The following is a 16,934-nucleotide window of genomic DNA, read 5'->3' as shown; positions in this document are numbered from 1 at the left end:
ACACTGAGTTTAACTTAGCTTAAGATAGCCTCAAATTCATCTCCGTAATTTCAAGGGAAATTTACCATTATGTCTGAAAACTTTGGATCTTCCGGCCAGATACAACCACTGAGTATCGGTAACGTTGTCAGTGCTGCGGTACGGTTGTATCGTTCTCATTTGAAGACTTATCTTAATCTAGCTGCGATCGCGCACTTGTGGGTTCTAGTTCCTGTGTATGGTTGGGCAAAATATGCAGCCATTTCTGGACTAATTTCACGCTTGGCTTTTGGAGAATTGATTTACCAGCCTGAAAGTGTTCAAACTGCCCGCAGCCATGTTAATCCACGTCTTTGGTCTTTTTTAAGAGTTGCTTTCCAAGTAGGTATATCTTTGCTGATAATTTATATTGGATTAGCGATCGTGGGTGGTGTAGTAGCTAGCTTGATCGGAGTAGCATTAGGAGGAATATTAGGTACTTCAGGCATTATAGTCATAACAACATTGGTAATAATTGTAACGGCAGGGATTATATTGTTAGGACTAACCTGGTTCTACTCCCGTTGGATTGTAGCTGAAGTGCCCTTAGCAGTTGAGGAAAATATCAATGGTGGCGAAAGTGTTGCCAGAAGTTGGGAGCTAACTAAAGCCTCAGTATTTCGCATTCAAGCCATTGTTTTAGTTGCTTTTATCGTTACATTGCCGTTGGTGTTTGTATTAAACTATATACCTAGCTTATTCCTAATCAAACTTGAGCCTGGTACTGCTATTTACTCGATTGTGTATATTATTTCTGTGATTGGAAGCTTGATCGGTGGAGTTTTAGTCATGCCATTCTGGCAAGCACTAAAAGCTGTTTTATACTTGGACTTGCGTAGTCGGCGTGAAGGTCTAGGTTTACAATTACGAGAACCTCCCTCGCAAGATTTTCGTTAACTCAACATCTTAATCCAACTCTATTAATTTTGAATTAGTTAAAATATGCGCTTTTTTAATCGCATCACATTCCAAACTCCAGAAAGTGTAGAGTTGGAATTTACTCTAGCGGGAATTGGTAATCGAGCTTTGGCACTCCTGATTGACTATACAGTGTTGGGTGTAACTTTGCTTCTGTTTGTCCTTACTTGGAGTGTCTTCTCGACGCAGCTGTTAAATTTTGTTGAATATTTTTTTAAAAATTTAACAAGTTTAGATATTTGGCTGTTAGCAATTTTCTTCATTATCGCCTTTGCAATTTATATCGGCTATTTTGTATTTTTTGAAACCTTATGGTTTGGGGAAACCCCTGGTAAACGCTTTGCTAAAATTCGCGTAGTTCGAGATGATGGTAGACTCATCGGGTTACAACAAGCAACGCTACGTGCTTTACTGCGGCCCTTTGATGAAACTTTATTTATTGGCGCTTTTTTAATTATGCTGGGTAGCCGCGAAAAGCGCTTAGGTGATTTGGCTGCTGGCACAATTGTCATTCAAGCCCAAGCACCGACTGCATCTACCAGATTGACAATTTCAGAACAGGCAAAAGGACTTCATGAACAGTTAATCGAAATTGCCGAGTTATCGCAATTGATGCCAGATGATTTTGCTGTGATTCGTGAGTATTTACAGCGACGTGGTGCAATGTCGTTAAAGGCAAGAGCCTCACTATCTCTAAAGCTAGCCGAGCAAGTTAAAGCTATTATTAATTTAGAAAAATTGCCAGAAGCTGTTACGCCTGATGTTTTTTTAGAAGCAATTTACCTCGGTTATCAACAACCGAAATTTTAGGCTGGAGATTTTGTTTAGAGCATTGACAAAAGCTAGGTTTACCTAAAAGACAAAATCATAGGATTTATCTTTGAGCTAATTATTTTTAGACAATTACCGCTAACCACTTCAACTAGCACTGTAAGCGATCGTCAAGCGCGTATATTACGGGTTTTCGCTTTCCAACTCACACACCACCAAAACCCTCAATTCCGTTACCCGCTTCAAAGCTGCATCATTAGTCAAAAACGCCTCACAACGAGCAATTATTGCCACCGCCACCTGCAACGCATCGGGTAACTGAAGGTTATAACGTACCCGAATTCTCGCAGCTTCTCGCGCAATAGCAGCATTAATCTCCACAAAAACCACTTGTTCTTGTTGCAACACATCGACAAAAGCTTGCTCTAAGTCAGCTAACCCCAGACGTATAGCACCTACCAAGCACTCTGATAACGTTATCCCAGATGCTACTGCTGTAATGTCAGTTGACAATCGCTCAAAAATTGGATCGACTAAATCCACAAACTGCGGATTGCGTTCTACAAAATAAATTACGGGTGCTGTATCGAGAAACAAGCGAGAAACATTAGCTAATGCATCACTAATCTTCATTCTTCTCCTCGCAACAAACGTTCTCGATGCTCATTTCCTTCCTGTCGAGTCCGCGAAACCCATTCCTGAGCATCCTCACCCAATAGCGGATAGGGAGCCATACCCTTCAAATCGCTCCACTTGCGTTTTGGTTGGGCTTGGTTAATATGCTTTTTTATGCGCTCTACCAAATGCCCCATTACCGTCAATTGGTCTTCTGGAGTCAGTTGCTCAATCTCGCTTAAAATTTTCTCGAGTGACGAACTCATCAATCTAACCCGTTGTCAACATCTGTAAATATTAGCGTCTTTACTCTTGGGTATATCCTAATTCTTTCAAAAAGGCAGAAATAACTAATCATTAGTAGTCAGTTGTCAGTGAATAAGTGGAAACTACTGACTACTAACTACTAAACTAGTTACTTAAAAATCCAAAATCGGCCAGTCTGGTTCACGATAATAGCGTGTCATGTTGTCAAACTTTCGCAATTCGACACGATCGATCAAAAATTCTGGCAAATTCAACAGCCATTCTTCATTCAATTGAGAAAGCATGGTGCTGAAGCTTATGCGGTCTAGGTCAGACGGAACCTCCCCAAAATAGGCTAATGTAACATGGGCTGTGAAGTGATAATGCTGCTCAATACCCAAGGCAATTAACTTGGGATTTTGATAAATTGTTCGACGAAATTGAATAATTTCCTCGTAACAGCGTTCATCTTGGGGGACTAAACAAATGGCTACAGCTCTTGGCATCAGTATTAGTCCCAGCATTTGCCATTTAATTGGATGACTCCTGTTTGTCATCAATTGTTGATATTTTTGAAATATTTCAGCTAAACAAGAGTGTAACTCCTCGTCAAATTTAGGATTTTTTTCGTAGGCATCAAGGTAAGCATTGTCCCAAATTAAATCGGCTAAAGTCAGATGGAAGCTAGCAGGAGGTACAGGTACAATCAAATTACGGTTTACAGGCAACTGTAAAAGTTCCTGTTGATAAGTCTGTAATTTGGCATAGAAATCAGAATTGTGTGATTCTTCTTCTGCTGACGGGGTAATTAGCGTATAGCCAGGAAAGGATGCCGCTTGTCTCAACCCAGAATCTAGCTGAAATTTAGAAGATTCCTGAATATGCTGGGCTTGGGATCTGTAGGCTTCTGGCAGCGTCAGTCTTGCTAACCGATTTAAGTAAGTTTGATAGTTGTCGTCCAATCTTCATAGCCTCACGCTCTCACTTGATAGATTTTAGGGAAAATTACCCCGATTAAGAAAATGATTTCAAAAGTATTTAATTTTTGGGAGTGGGAAGTGGGGAGTGGGGAGTTAGGAGTTAGGAGTTAGAAGTTATAAATATTAACTCTTCAACAATGCCCAATGCGCAGTGCCCATCTACTAAGAGGTTTATCTATGCCAATCTATGTTTACTGGGGTGAAGATGATTTTGCGATGGAAAAGGCGATCGCACTTCTGCGCGATCGCGTCCTCGATCCCCAATGGACAAGTTTTAATTACACTGCATTTTCCCCAGATCAAGCTGATGCTGCTATCCAGGGCTTAAATCAGGTGATGACGCCTACTTTTGGCGCTGGTGGGCGCTTGGTATGGCTGATCAACACTACTCTGTGTCAGCACTGTCCAGAGAATGTATTGGCAGAGTTGGGGCGATCGCTAAGAGTCATTCCCGAAAACTCATTTTTATTGCTCACTAGCCGCAATAAGCCAGATGAACGCCTCAAATCCACGAAATTATTAAAACAGTTTGCGACTGAATTCCGAGAATTTCCCCTCATCCCCCCTTGGAAAACAGAATTACTGGTGCAATCTGTTAATCAAGCAGCCCAGACAGTAGGCGTGAAACTGACTGCCAATACTTCCCATCTGTTGGCGGAATCTGTAGGCAATGATACACGGCTTCTTTACAATGAGTTAGAGAAATTACGGCTATATGTCCAAGGTAGCAATAAGCCTTTAGACATAGATACTGTTACAAAGTTAGTAAGAAATACTACTCAAAATAGCTTACAATTAGCAGCAGCAATCAGAACAGGAGATACAGCTAAAGCTTTGACAACACTGGCAGATTTGAGCAATGCTTCCGAGCCGGGATTACGGATAGTTGCCACACTGATTGGACAATTTCGCACCTGGCTGTGGGTAAAGATTATGATAGAAAGTGGGGAACGGAATCAACAAGCGATCGCTATTGCCGCTGATATCGGTAATCCCAAACGGATTTATTTCTTACAGCAAGAAATCAAGCTGCTTTCTGTGCAACAGTTAATCTCTTGCTTACCCCTACTGCTGGAATTAGAAGTCAGCCTCAAGCAAGGAGCATCAGAAATGTCAACACTCCAGACAAAAGTAATCGAACTTTGTCAAGTATGCCGAGGAAATTGACAATTAAATATAAAAGCTGGATGTATTGATCGGTTCCTGGAACTTCCAACTCCGAAAATAATTCAAATTTCTTATAATATCCCTGATGTAGTTTCGTGTCACACACTATATGAAGAAAATTTCCGATTTATTTTCTCGAACTAGCCGAAAGCGAACCCTTTCGCGATCGTTATTTTTCGGCGCGATCGCTTCTTTGGGTGTGATTTCTAACGCTTTTTCATTGAGTTCTAAAGCTGACGCTCAAACTCCAGCACCAATAGTTAACAATACTGAAATCAACAGTTATGCTCAAGCCGTGCTAGCAATGGAGCCAGCCCGTCAAAATGCTTTTGAAGAAATTAAAAAACTTATTGGCAATGGAGAAATTCCCCAGATTGTTTGCAACGATTCTAATAGCATCAATGGTCTTCCAAAGAAGGCTCAAGATATCGCAGTGAACTACTGTAACCACGCTCAAAAAATTGTCGAAGATAATGGTTTGAAATTTGAACAGTTCAACAAAATTACCATAGAACTACAAAATAATACTATCTTAAAAAAGCAGGTTTACAATACTCTATTACGGCTGCAACAACCTCCTGAGTCTCGGTAATTAGAAGGGCTACGTAAATCCCAGCACGTAGTAAGTAAGTGGTTAACTACTATGGGAATCATACTAATTATTCGGACATTATCGCAGTCCTATTTGATTCATGAAAAATATAGATAAGGCAACGAACCGCTTTCTCTAGGAGACACCATGTTAATGCGTAGTGTCTCCTAGAGAAGGACGCAAAGGGAAGAAAGAGATATATAATTTTCACAAATGATTTAGGACTGCTAGATATAAAAAATTTTGTTCTCGCATCGACTAAACTCCAGGGGATGGGGGCAGAGGGGCAGAAGAGCCGAGGTGGGCATTCTTCAGAAGTGGTAGTTTGACGGTAAATGTCGCTCCTTGTTCTTTGCCTGGGCTATCTACGTGTACAGTACCACCATGTAATTCTACTAAATGACGGACGATCGCTAATCCTAGTCCTAATCCACCATAAATTCTAGTGTTAGAACTATCAGCTTGACGAAAGCGATCGAAAACGTAAGGCAGAAAATCAGGACTGATACCAATACCTGTATCAATCACCTGAATTTGGGCATATTTATCCGTTGTCTGTTGTTTTTCTTGTCCACCAACCACTGACAATTGCAACTCTACCCTTCCGCCAACGGGTGTAAATTTGATGGCATTGGATAGCAGATTCCAGATGATTTGTTGCAAGCGCTCGAAATCGCCGGAAACTAAATATTGAGAATTTTCACCCAGCTTGCTGTTTTCTGAATGTTGATTGGTTTGGGATTGTGCTGCTGGAAATTCGAGATTTTCGTGATTAACTCCTAATTCCCAATCGGAATTTGGCGTTGCTTTTGAGGGAATCAGGGAAAATCTCAAATCGATTTGCTTGGATTGGGCGGCTAAACTAACAGTCTTGATGGCTGACTCAATTATGGGAACCAAATTACAAGTACGGACATCGAGGTGTAACTTGCCTCTAACCATCCGCGATATATCCAGCAGGTCTTCAATTAGCTGGGTTTGCGCTTTGGCGTTGCGCTCAATTGTCTCCGTTGCTCTAGCCATTTGGGTATCACTGAGCTTGCTTCGTTGCAGTAATTGCGCCCAACCAAGGATGGCATTGAGGGGCGATCGCAATTCGTGGGATAATATTCCTAGAAACTCATCCTTCATCCGGTTGGCTTCTTGTAACTGCTCAGTTTGTTGTTGTAAAGAAGCAATTAAACTAGCCCGTTCCATTGCGATCGCTATTTGGTCGCATACTGCTTGCATCATCCCTTTTTGATTGTCGGTGAAGCTTAACCGAGTGCGGCTGCCAAAAGAAAGAGTACCCAACAACCGTCCTTGGGCAATTAACGGATAACCATAATAAGCAGTAATACCTAAAGAACGAATCAATTCTGTTTTCGGGTCAATTGATTGCTGCACATTCTCTAGAGCAATTGCATAACGCTCCTGGGCGACAGTCCCACAAACCGCTTCACCAAATCCCAATGACTCGATTTGGTTTGCCATCTCCTGGGAAAAGCCACTGTAAGACTCTAGCCGCATTACCTGAGAGTTATCCTCAACCAAATAGTTAAAGTAAATATCTAAACCAATTTGGTCTCTTAGTTTTTGGTAGACGCTATCAATTAATACTACTGGTTGCTGACTCGATAATAAATCGTTAGCTGTGTCGAATAGTAGCTTTAACCTTTTGTAACTTAATGAGAGGGCTTTTTGTGCAGCCTTGAGGTTGCTGATTTCTTGGAACACCAAAATACAGGTAGCCGGATGACCATGCATTGCTGGTAAGGTATCGGCAAATACTAGTAGAGATAGCACACCAGCGGGAGTATGCCAATCCACCTCCAATCCATTCAGGCGTTCGCCACGGGCAACCCGCACACCTGGCATAAGTTCATTGGGGATGCGATCGCCAGCGGCATCTGTATAGTAGTAAACTGTGTGATAATCTTCGGCGGGTACACCTTTGGGAAATTCGCCTCCAGCTAATTCGTCAGCAGAGCGATTGGCAAAAGTTACCCGCGCTGTTCCTGGTTCGATAAACAGCAACGGTCTTGGCATCAGATTTAACACATCCTCTAGCCATTTTTGCTGGTTTAAAAGTACTTCTTCTGCGTGTTTGCGCTCCGTAATATCTAAAAATGCACCAACGCTTCCTCTAGTTTTACCCTCTTCGTCAAACAGGGGTGCAACATAGTTCAAAAGCTTGACGATTTTACCATTTTCATGTGTTATATCTAGTTCAGAATTCAGAACTTCGACACCATGAGCAGCAGAGTACTGCATTGGGAGTTCTTCTGTTGACAGTTGCCTTCCCTCGCGGTGTATCTTAAAGCTTGTTGGTCTTTCGTCCAAGGGAGCGTTGAGAGAACCATTTGTATCTGACGATATGCCCAACTGCTTGGCAAAAGCAGGGTTAACCTTAATATTTTGGCATTTTGGATCTTCGGCAATGCCTATTCCGATGGGAATTACCTCCAACAAAGTTTGTAACTCACTAATGCGGCGCTGTAGATCCCTGTTTAGCTGTAAAATTTGCTCCTGGGTCTGCTTTTGCTTGGTGATGTCGCGAGTCACCGTTGCTAAGGCAATTGGCTGACCTGTTTTGTTATCTGTAACGGTGAAGATGTTGTAATCAACTGGTATCGGTTGACCTGTTTGGAGATGCCGGAAGCAGAATTCTCCCTGCCAGCGCCCTTCTGATAGCACAGTCGGCAGTATATATTTTTGGAAATAGGCTTTGTCTTTGGGCATGAAGTAATCTAATACTGCTTTTTGCCTCACTTCATCAAGGCTAGCAAGACCTACCAGCTTTTGACCTGCATCATTTATGTAGAGTAACTGACCTTCAAGGGTGGCGATGCCGATAAAATCAGAGCTATTTTCTACTACCGACACTAATTTGTGTTGCTCTGCCTCTGCTTGCTTGCGTTCACTCAAGTCGAGAATAAACGCTACTGACTCTTTCCGGTTTTCTCCTAGCAGCACATAACCAACTAAAACCGGGATACGGCTACCATCCTTGCGAATATATTCTTTCTCGTAAGGCGTACAAGTAGCGTTGGTATTTCCTTGGGCTTCGGCAACACCTCGCTCATCCAAGTATAAATACTCTGGTGGTGTGATATTGCGCCAACTTAACTTACCTGCTAACAAATCCTCCCGCGTGTAACCAATCATCCTCAAAAATTCGTCGTTTGCCTGCTGGATACCGCCATACACGTCGCCAAACAGAATGCCGATGACGTTAGAATCTACAAAACTCCCTAGTTTAGCTTCGTAGGTTCTCAGTGCTTCTTGGGCAAGGTCGCGTTGATAGCTGAGGTATTCAATAACCCTGGCACTTTGCCAAATCAAAATAGTAAAAATTACAATCAGAACGATCGCAAACACCGATACTGCAAATGCTGGATTGTATTGTCCTGCTCGTTGCCCTTCAACAATTACCCACCCTAATATAAAAGGTACTGCGATCGCGGCAATTAATAAACGACGTGCAACTAAGCCGCCGTAACTATCACTTGTAACTACCCTCATTAAGCCATGTTCTGCCCGCGCCCACAGAATACCTATACTTAGTAAGAGGAACAACACCGCTGTATGTAACGCCATTGATGTTGTATAAGGGGCAAGTCCGTAGAGAACTTCCACTTTGTAGGCATAGCCTATCAGCACTTGAAAGGAAGTTAAAGTAGCAATGAGAGCGATAATTTGGGCATACCAATAACTGCGGTGGGTTTTTGGATGAATCAAAATCTGTAGGGCAACACTGAGCAGGATAAAGTTCAGTGCTGTGTTCAACCCCATTCGCCCCGGATGCGATGTCGCTATACTAGTTGGCGAATCACGAAACACCAGTTCGTCAATGCCAAGATTCCAGCCAAACAGATATTGACAGAGAGTAAGTGCCGCAATTGTGGTGACAGCTATTGCACAGACCTGGGAGATTAGAAGAGTAGGGAAATGGGTAAATAATTTTGAATTTTGAATTTTGAATTTTGAATTGTTTTCCCCTGCTCCCCTGCTCCCCCGCTCCCCTGCTGTTAAAAATAGCCACAGCGACATACCACACAACACAAAACATAATGCCGTGTTGACTTTCATCGTTGCAGGACTACCAGAGAAGCCGCGCTTCAGAACTTCAATACCAAGACACCAGCCAATTAATACCAAGCTACCAATAAAAATAGCGATCGCACTTGCGACTCTTGGCACAAGTGAATTTGTAGAGATTTTAAATCTATCTTGCAGCTCGCAAGCGGTTAATATTTAACATTGAGTGTTCTCTAACCGCATCTATCTAGCGTGGTAAACTTACGTATTTCTTACGATTTAATCATTGATGTTATTTGTATTTTAAGCTACACCTTGACTTGTTTTTCATCTACCTCTATGCATATTTTTCCTTTCATAATGAAAATAATGGTGGCTCAAAAACCACCTTTGTGAGTATTTCAGAATTGCAGGCTATGTAGCTTACCATCATCTTGAAAACGTTGCTCTCCAACACCAACAAGTTCTACAATCACTTCCCTCGGTGGAGGTGTCCATTCTCCTATTCTCGCTCCAATTTCAACTACCGTTTGATCGGAGTCAGTAAATACGCTGATATTTGCTAGCGAGAACTTTTTGTCTTGATACTTGTTTGTCTCTCCATCATCTTCAAATAGCTGATATTCATTATTACCAGGCCAAATCCGTAATCGGATCTGGTGGAGTGGCGATTCCTCAACGTATTGGCTGACAGGTTGCATAGGAACGATCGCACCGCTACGGACATACAGTGGCATTGTTTCTAGTGGTGCATGAGCAAGAATGTGAATCGGGCCTTCATAGCGATCGCCAGTCCACCAATCATACCAAGTGCCAGCGGGTAGGTAGACAGCTCGATGCTCAACTCCAGGGCGGTAAATTGGTGCAGCCATCAGCGATGCACCTAACAATACTTGATCGTAAAGGCTATAGGTTTTCGGATCGTTGGGAAAGTGGTACAATAATGGTCTTAAAATCGGTGCGCCCGTTGTTGCCGCTTCCCAGAAAAGACTATAAATATAGGGAAGTAATTGGTAACGTAGATTAATGTATTCTCGACAGATATTTTCAACGCGATCGCCAAATACCCAAGGTTCATGACGAGCAGTAGACATTGCCGAGTGAGCGCGCATCAATGGGTAAAGCATTCCTACCTGCATCCACCGAGCAAATAATTCAGCAGTGGCGTTACCAGCAAACCCGCCAATATCGCAACCCACAAACCCCACACCCGAAAGTCCCATGTTACAAAGCATCGGCAGAGACATTTCTAAATGCTCCCACAACGATTGGTTATCTCCCATCCACACAGAAGACCAGCGTTGCACACCAGCATAACCCGATCGCGTTAACACAAATGATCGCTCTGAACTTCGATGCCGCTGTAACCCTTCATAACAAGCTTTAGCCATCATCAACCCATACAAGTTATGCACTTCTATATGAGTGGACTTAGATAAATTCTCCTCTGCCCCTCTGCTCCTCTGCCCCTCTGCTCCCCTTCCCCCTGCGGCGCATCTAGAGGAAACCAAATTTTTTCCCCATCATCGCCGAAAGGGCGATCGTTTATGGCAGGTTCATTCATATCATTCCAAATTCCTGCCACACCAATATAAGTTAGGCTTTTGTGTAAATCAGCCCACCAGTTGCTCACATCAGGACGTAAAAAATCAGGAAAAACAGCTTTCTCTGGCCAAACGTAGCCGTGGAACAACGTGCCATCAGCTTTACGCACAAAATAGTCGTTTTCTATGCCTTGGTCAAAAACATGATAATTACCCTCTGGTTCATACTTCACACCAGGATCGATAATTGTGACTGTTTTGAAACCATCCTCTGCTAAATCACTAATCAGTTTTGCCGCATTGGGGAAACGTTGAGGACTCCAAGTAAACACTCGATAGCCCCGCATATAATCAATATCCAAGTGAATAACATCGCAGGGAATGCGGCGCTGACGAAATTCCTTTGCTAGTTCCCGCACAACGGTTTCTGATTCGTAACTCCAACGGCATTGATGATAACCTAGCGCCCATTTCGGCGGTAATGGCATTCTCCCAGTTAGCTGAGTGTAAGTCTCCAGGATTTGGGCAGGTTCAGGGCCGTAGATAATGTAATAATCCAATTCACCGCCACGAGTTTCCATCTTCCAAATACCTGGTTGTTCAGCGCCGATATCGAACTGACTCCAAAAAGTGGTGTTGAAAAAGATGCCATAGCTTACCTGCGGACGCAAAGCCATAAAAAATGGAATTGCCTGGTACATTTCATCAGTTAGTGAATCATAATCTAGAGCATCCGTTGTCCAGTTAGTTTTCACTTCGCTGAGTTTATCCAGAAAGCCTGTACGTTCACCAAAGCCATAGAAATGTTCATCGGCTGCAATTTCCTTCCACCCCGCAACTGCACCCATCCGCCAACCCATCCCCATCTCTGCATCTTGAGCAAAGGGACGATTAGCTTTGTCAAAACAGGCGATGCGACATTTTTCCCGCTGAACGCACACACGAATCTGTTCTGTTTCAATTTCAACCGTTGCTTCAGTTTCTCGCACTACAAAAGGTATTATTGCCCATTCTGCATCATCCGGCGTCACTGCCCAAGAGCGGCGAGGCATAAATTCCCCAGTTGGTGCAAAACGCACGCGGATTAAATTCGGAGTCAGTACGCTGATAGTCAGGCATGAGTCGCCACAGTCAAAATTGACAATATTATTTTCCCAACTTACAGCTTTTACATTGCTAACAGTTGTCCAAGCTTGGTTTGTTGTAGGTAGTTTTCCGAAATATTGCGGCATATCAGTTATTTAGCAGGTAAACACTTATCCGCATTCATGATTACAGAGATACTCAGCCTCAAACTCTTTCTTTTGCTAGAAGTTGGTGAAAAATGAGCAAATATTTTTTACCAAAATTGTTTTTATAATGTGCAAACTTGTGCATTAGTCTTTCAATACGCGATAAATATCAAAGTTAAAATTGCATAATTTAAACGAATTTTCTGGAATAAGCTAATGTAGTAGTGGAGATTATTTACTGTAGTACACAAGGAGGACGAACTATGACTGAGTTGCTAGCAGTCCGGGTTACTTTGACCATCCCAACTCAAATAACACAAGGCGCAGAGATTTTGTTCAGTTCTCTTTTCTACAGGAATGAAAACTAGAATTCACAGACATTCTGGTGCGGGGAGTTCCCCTGCATAGAAGTGTCTTCCTCTGTGGAACCTTGTGCAAAACAAGTAGCACACATCGAGGAAACATCAATGAATTTGGATTATTTAGGCTGGAGTGACTTTTTTGCTCGCAGCTTTGAACCCTATCGCTTACAAGGATTTAGCGTTGGTAGGGTTGCTATTGAATACAGAAATACTTACACCCTCTATAGCGAACAAGGCGAACTTTCAGCAGAAGTTTCAGGTAAATTGCGGCATCGTGCTTCTCAACCACAAGATTTTCCCGCCGTTGGAGATTGGGTTGTGATTAGTGTCAGAGAATCTGAAGGACGAGCCACTATCAACGAGATTTTACCTAGGAAAAGCAAATTTTCTCGCAAGACGGTGGGTAGTAAAACAGAAGAACAAATTGTTGCAGCGAATATTGATACAGTCTTCTTAGTCTCAGGATTGGATGGCGATTTTAACCCTAGAAGAGTTGAGCGTTATCTCATTCTGGCTTGGGAAAGTGGTGCAAATCCGGTAATTGTGTTAAACAAAGCAGATTTGTGCAATTCTCTAGAAGAGTATTTAACACAAGTAGAAGCAGTTGCTTTGGGTGTACCAATTGTAGTTTTAAGTGCCACCAATCATCAAGGATTGGATGTCTTAAAACCTTACTTGCAACCAGGACAGACAGTTGCTTTGTTGGGGTCTTCTGGTGTTGGTAAATCCACCATCACCAACCAACTGCAAGGTGCATCTGTCCAAGTTGTGCAACCAGTACGGCAAGGTGATGACCGAGGTAGACACACAACAACTAATCGTGAGTTGATTTTGCTTTCTACTGGCGGATTAATTATTGATACTCCAGGAATGCGGGAAATCCAAATTTGGGCAGGTGATGAAGGTTTGCAAGAAACTTTTGCAGACATCGAAACCTTGGCTCAAGAATGCCATTTCCGCAATTGTCAGCATAACAACGAACCGGGTTGTGTCGTGCAGCAAGCTTTGGCTGAGGGAGAACTTGATTATTCCAGGTTTCTTAGCTACCAAAAGTTACAAAAAGAACTCGACTACCTGACCCGCAAACAAGACCAGAGGGCACAATTAGCTGAGAAAGAAAGATGGAAGAAGATTCATAAATCTATGCGAAATCATCACAAGCGCTAGTTGCACAGGTGTCAGTACAGAATGGCACTAAGTTAAGATACAGCCCTTGCCCCAACTGCTTCCCAGCCTGGAGGGGAGGCTGGGAATGAGGATACAAGGTAGACAGAGCGCAAGCCAACAGAGACGAACTGAAAGAGCGGATTGCCCAGGCGATTCGTCATGATGGGACGATTGAGCCGCTCAAAGGATTGCACTTCAACCGAGAGTATAAGCGGCTCTTTGGCGCACCACCGATGCGCGATGTGGAGCGGCTGCGAGAAGCTGCTAGGGAGACAGCTAGTTCAATATGATCGGACTTTTCAACTAACTGTAATTTCCCTCAAATTATAGTTAGTTGAAAAAATATAGTTGCTAGATAGGGAACAGCTAGAATGTTTCTAGGTCAAGTGTTTGAGCGTTTTGTAGAAGAAAGTCCGGTTTTGGTATAAGCTTTTCTACTTATTACTGTGTGGAATTTTGTGAGTTATTTAATCTACTTTATTTACAATAATTTTGACTGCAAAAATAAGAATTTATGTTTTCTTTTTCAAACATTAGTTTTAAATACTTTTATCAAATTACCAAAAGTATCTAACTGCACATATTTGTTATCAGAAATAATTTTATTAACTAGTAACCAGTGAGGGCGTAACGTACGACTATTAAAGGTTCTAAGGATAATTTTTTATTAAATAGATAAATAATTTGAGATTCGGCAAATTAATTAGTGAGATGTATGTTATGGTTTTTATAGGAACAAAACGAGTAAAAGCACAAAAAGACTTCAAGACAAGTTTGAGGCAAGCTCAAAAAATTTTTTTTGCTCTGGTAAGTCCCCTTCAATTAGCTACATCTTTTTTTAACGAAAATCTAAAACTAGATTGAGTAGGATAGTAGCCTTTGTAACAACTTGAAGTCAATCAAAATTTATCTGGGTATGAGCCAATAAGAGTTGGCTAACCTAGCTAGAGCATTAACCGCCAAAGGCAATTACTCTTGGAGTCTGGGAAGAAAGACTCTTAGTACAGCCTGACAATTCAATAGGAATACAGAATATTTACNNNCTTCGTCTTGCGGGAGTAAACATTTCCAACCGCGAACTAAGTNNNAGCAGTTGCNNNCTTTTGGAACGAAAACTNTCAAGCAGAATGGTGTCGTTCCATAATTTCGAGGAATTTAGCCATACTGTCAAAAGTCACCAAGATATTATCNNNGCCAGAGTATCAGATGTTGCCTGTGCAAGTACNTATATTACTGCACTGGTAGCTACGACTTTTAGGCTGGAATTTATCTTGCTGCATCAATCACGAAACGAGAAGCGCTATAGATTTTCTTGGTTACTTGACATCAGCAAAATCAGAAAAGTTGTAGCGACCATTTAAGAGTGGGTTGCAATTTGGTTGGTTGTGTGGTTCAAGGAACAAATCTGCGTTCATTTGAATTCCTGCTGCAACCACTCTTGAGGCTTGAGCAACCATTTGGGATTCNGTTACAACAACTGATAATGCTGAAGTCATAGTTTCAAAGGCTTCGTTATTAGGAGATGGAGANNNGATNNNTCTATCTTTTAAGCCATCACTTCGTGGGTAAATATGTTCTGATTTTAAATGTTTTTGCCAGGATGCGATGTGTAGCAACAAGCCGCTATGTGTCAACGCCAACAGGCTCTACTTCCCTACGACGCCAAGGGTAAACAACTACATCAAGCTTCCGACTCATCAACTAAATCATTGTAGGAAAACACAACCATGACTGAGCAAAAGATTAGACAAATAGCTTTCTATGGTAAAGGCGGTATTGGTAAATCTACCACTTCTCAAAACACCCTAGCAGCAATGGCTGAAATGGGTCAACGCATTCTAATTGTTGGTTGCGACCCTAAAGCTGACTCTACCCGTTTGATGCTACACAGTAAAGCTCAAACAAGCGTTCTTCAATTGGCTGCTGAACGTGGCGCTGTAGAAGATATTGAACTCGAAGAAGTAATGCTGACCGGTTTCCGCGATGTACGTTGTGTGGAGTCTGGTGGTCCTGAACCTGGTGTGGGTTGCGCTGGTCGTGGTATTATCACCGCTATCAACTTCTTGGAAGAAAACGGTGCTTACAAAGATGTTGATTTTGTAAGTTACGACGTTTTGGGTGACGTTGTGTGCGGTGGTTTCGCTATGCCTATCCGTGAAGGTAAGGCACAAGAAATCTACATCGTTACCTCTGGTGAAATGATGGCAATGTATGCTGCTAACAACATTGCTCGTGGTGTTCTCAAATATGCTCACACAGGCGGCGTGCGCTTGGGTGGTTTGATTTGTAACAGCCGTAACGTTGACCGAGAAATCGATTTAATCGAAACCTTGGCAAAACGTTTGAACACCCAAATGATTCACTACGTACCTCGTGACAACATTGTTCAACACGCAGAATTGCGCCGGATGACTGTTAACGAGTACGCACCTGATAGCAATCAAAGTAACGAATATCGGACATTGGCTACCAAGATTATCGACAACAAGAACCTCACTGTCCCTACCCCCATTGAGATGGAAGAGTTAGAAGAATTGTTGATTGAATTCGGTATCCTCGAAAGCGACGAAAATACCGCAATGCTGGTAGGTAAGTCTGCTACTGAAGCACCCGTAAAGTAGTACCAATTAAATAATGGTTTAGGGTGGGCAACAGCCCACCCTTTTCCCAATTTTTGCATTTCTTTGTTTGAATCATTAATAGAAATATATAGCGATCGCTTGTCCCCTGTAAGAAGCCGCTACGCATCTATATAGAAGAGATATTTCCAGATTTGAAAGCTATACATCCCTACTCCCAAGTGGAAATATCTCGCAGTAAATTAGGAATTTCTCCTTGAGATAAGGGAAACTCTAGCAAAGTTTCTCTAATACCCAAATATCCAGATTCCGCAAACGATAAAAGCATTCGTGAAAGCGCTAGCCAAACCTCCGGTTCGTATTCCCAATCACGATAACGTGAAGCTTGACCAGCAATTGAACGTAGTGCCCAAAAATAAGAGTTTCTTACCACCGAACCGCCCTTCTTAAACTCTGGTAAATCTTCGTGGTGAATCAAAAGTATTTTATTTTCAATTCTGGCTCTCATAGCAATTTTATATTTTAGATTTTAGATTAAACATAAATTTTAAGTAGGGTCATTATCGCTTTAGCTTAACGCACTATGTTGCACGGCGGAGAGTCATATTTACCAAAAAAATGTTGTAAAACCTCACTTTTCTATAAAGGTAGGAAAGTGAGATTTTCTAATATCATGTGAAAAAACATAAGAATGTAGAGACTTTACAATGGTAAAATCTTTAC

At 42.1% G+C, this 16,934-nt stretch carries 12 protein-coding genes and 1 pseudogene; 7 read left to right on the top strand and 6 right to left on the bottom strand.

Features of this window, described 5'->3' with window-relative positions; genetic code table 11:
• The first annotated feature begins 69 nt into the window (after window positions 1-69).
• Window positions 70-915: a hypothetical protein gene (locus tag QUD05_RS27055; RefSeq protein ID WP_289798772.1), complete on the top strand. Its 846-nt coding sequence runs from the start codon at window positions 70-72 to the stop codon at window positions 913-915.
• A 45-nt stretch (window positions 916-960) separates the two neighbouring features.
• Window positions 961-1,746: an RDD family protein gene (locus QUD05_RS27050; protein WP_289798771.1), complete on the top strand. Its 786-nt coding sequence runs from the start codon at window positions 961-963 to the stop codon at window positions 1,744-1,746.
• A 144-nt stretch (window positions 1,747-1,890) separates the two neighbouring features.
• Here the strand turns inward: QUD05_RS27050 and QUD05_RS27045 are convergent, their stop codons facing one another.
• The 3 genes from QUD05_RS27045 to QUD05_RS27035 form a co-directional block, all read right to left on the bottom strand.
• Window positions 1,891-2,340, bottom strand: a complete 450-nt coding sequence (locus QUD05_RS27045; protein ID WP_289798770.1) for a type II toxin-antitoxin system VapC family toxin — start codon at window positions 2,338-2,340, stop codon at window positions 1,891-1,893.
• Window positions 2,337-2,588, bottom strand: a complete 252-nt coding sequence (locus QUD05_RS27040) for a hypothetical protein (RefSeq protein WP_289798769.1) — start codon at window positions 2,586-2,588, stop codon at window positions 2,337-2,339. Before QUD05_RS27040 ends, QUD05_RS27045 begins: the two co-directional genes overlap by 4 nt.
• A gap of 153 nt (window positions 2,589-2,741) precedes the next feature.
• The gene (locus QUD05_RS27035; protein ID WP_289798768.1) at window positions 2,742-3,530 is read right to left on the bottom strand and encodes a DUF1868 domain-containing protein; all 789 of its coding nucleotides are present in this window, start codon (window positions 3,528-3,530) and stop codon (window positions 2,742-2,744) included.
• A gap of 195 nt (window positions 3,531-3,725) precedes the next feature.
• Here QUD05_RS27035 and holA point away from each other — a divergent pair, with 195 nt between their 5' ends.
• Both holA and QUD05_RS27025 read left to right on the top strand, forming a co-directional pair.
• On the top strand, window positions 3,726-4,715 hold the full coding sequence (holA, locus tag QUD05_RS27030; protein ID WP_289798767.1) for a DNA polymerase III subunit delta: 990 nt from the start codon (window positions 3,726-3,728) through the stop codon (window positions 4,713-4,715).
• Between the two features lie 109 nt (window positions 4,716-4,824).
• On the top strand, window positions 4,825-5,307 hold the full coding sequence (locus QUD05_RS27025) for a DUF4168 domain-containing protein (protein ID WP_289798766.1): 483 nt from the start codon (window positions 4,825-4,827) through the stop codon (window positions 5,305-5,307).
• A 258-nt stretch (window positions 5,308-5,565) separates the two neighbouring features.
• On the opposite strand, the gene QUD05_RS27020 is transcribed toward QUD05_RS27025, so the two are convergent.
• Both QUD05_RS27020 and QUD05_RS27015 read right to left on the bottom strand, forming a co-directional pair.
• Window positions 5,566-9,489 carry a PAS domain S-box protein gene (locus QUD05_RS27020; protein ID WP_289798765.1) on the bottom strand — a complete coding sequence of 1,308 codons (3,924 nt, stop codon included), beginning with the start codon at window positions 9,487-9,489 and terminating at the stop codon, window positions 5,566-5,568.
• A 239-nt stretch (window positions 9,490-9,728) separates the two neighbouring features.
• Window positions 9,729-12,103 (bottom strand): annotated as a pseudogene (locus tag QUD05_RS27015) (glycoside hydrolase family 31 protein).
• A gap of 467 nt (window positions 12,104-12,570) precedes the next feature.
• Between QUD05_RS27015 and rsgA the strand changes: the two are divergent.
• From rsgA to nifH, 3 genes are all read left to right on the top strand, one after another.
• Window positions 12,571-13,632 (top strand): ribosome small subunit-dependent GTPase A, encoded by a 1,062-nt coding sequence (rsgA, locus tag QUD05_RS27010; RefSeq protein WP_289798764.1) that lies wholly within the window; start codon window positions 12,571-12,573, stop codon window positions 13,630-13,632.
• 968 nt (window positions 13,633-14,600) lie between these two features.
• A complete protein-coding gene (locus tag QUD05_RS34195; RefSeq protein WP_354666190.1) occupies window positions 14,601-14,993 on the top strand; it encodes a substrate-binding domain-containing protein in 393 nt (130 codons plus the stop codon).
• A 366-nt stretch (window positions 14,994-15,359) separates the two neighbouring features.
• Window positions 15,360-16,253, top strand: coding sequence for a nitrogenase iron protein (nifH, locus tag QUD05_RS27005; RefSeq protein WP_289798763.1), 894 nt, complete (start codon window positions 15,360-15,362; stop codon window positions 16,251-16,253).
• A 169-nt stretch (window positions 16,254-16,422) separates the two neighbouring features.
• On the opposite strand, the gene QUD05_RS27000 is transcribed toward nifH, so the two are convergent.
• Window positions 16,423-16,719: a hypothetical protein gene (locus QUD05_RS27000; protein ID WP_289798762.1), complete on the bottom strand. Its 297-nt coding sequence runs from the start codon at window positions 16,717-16,719 to the stop codon at window positions 16,423-16,425.
• Between the last annotated feature and the right edge of the window lie 215 nt (window positions 16,720-16,934).

Source organism: Nostoc sp. GT001, from assembly GCF_030382115.1.
GTDB lineage: Bacteria > Cyanobacteriota > Cyanobacteriia > Cyanobacteriales > Nostocaceae > Nostoc.
This window is presented reverse-complemented; position numbering and strand designations above follow the sequence as displayed.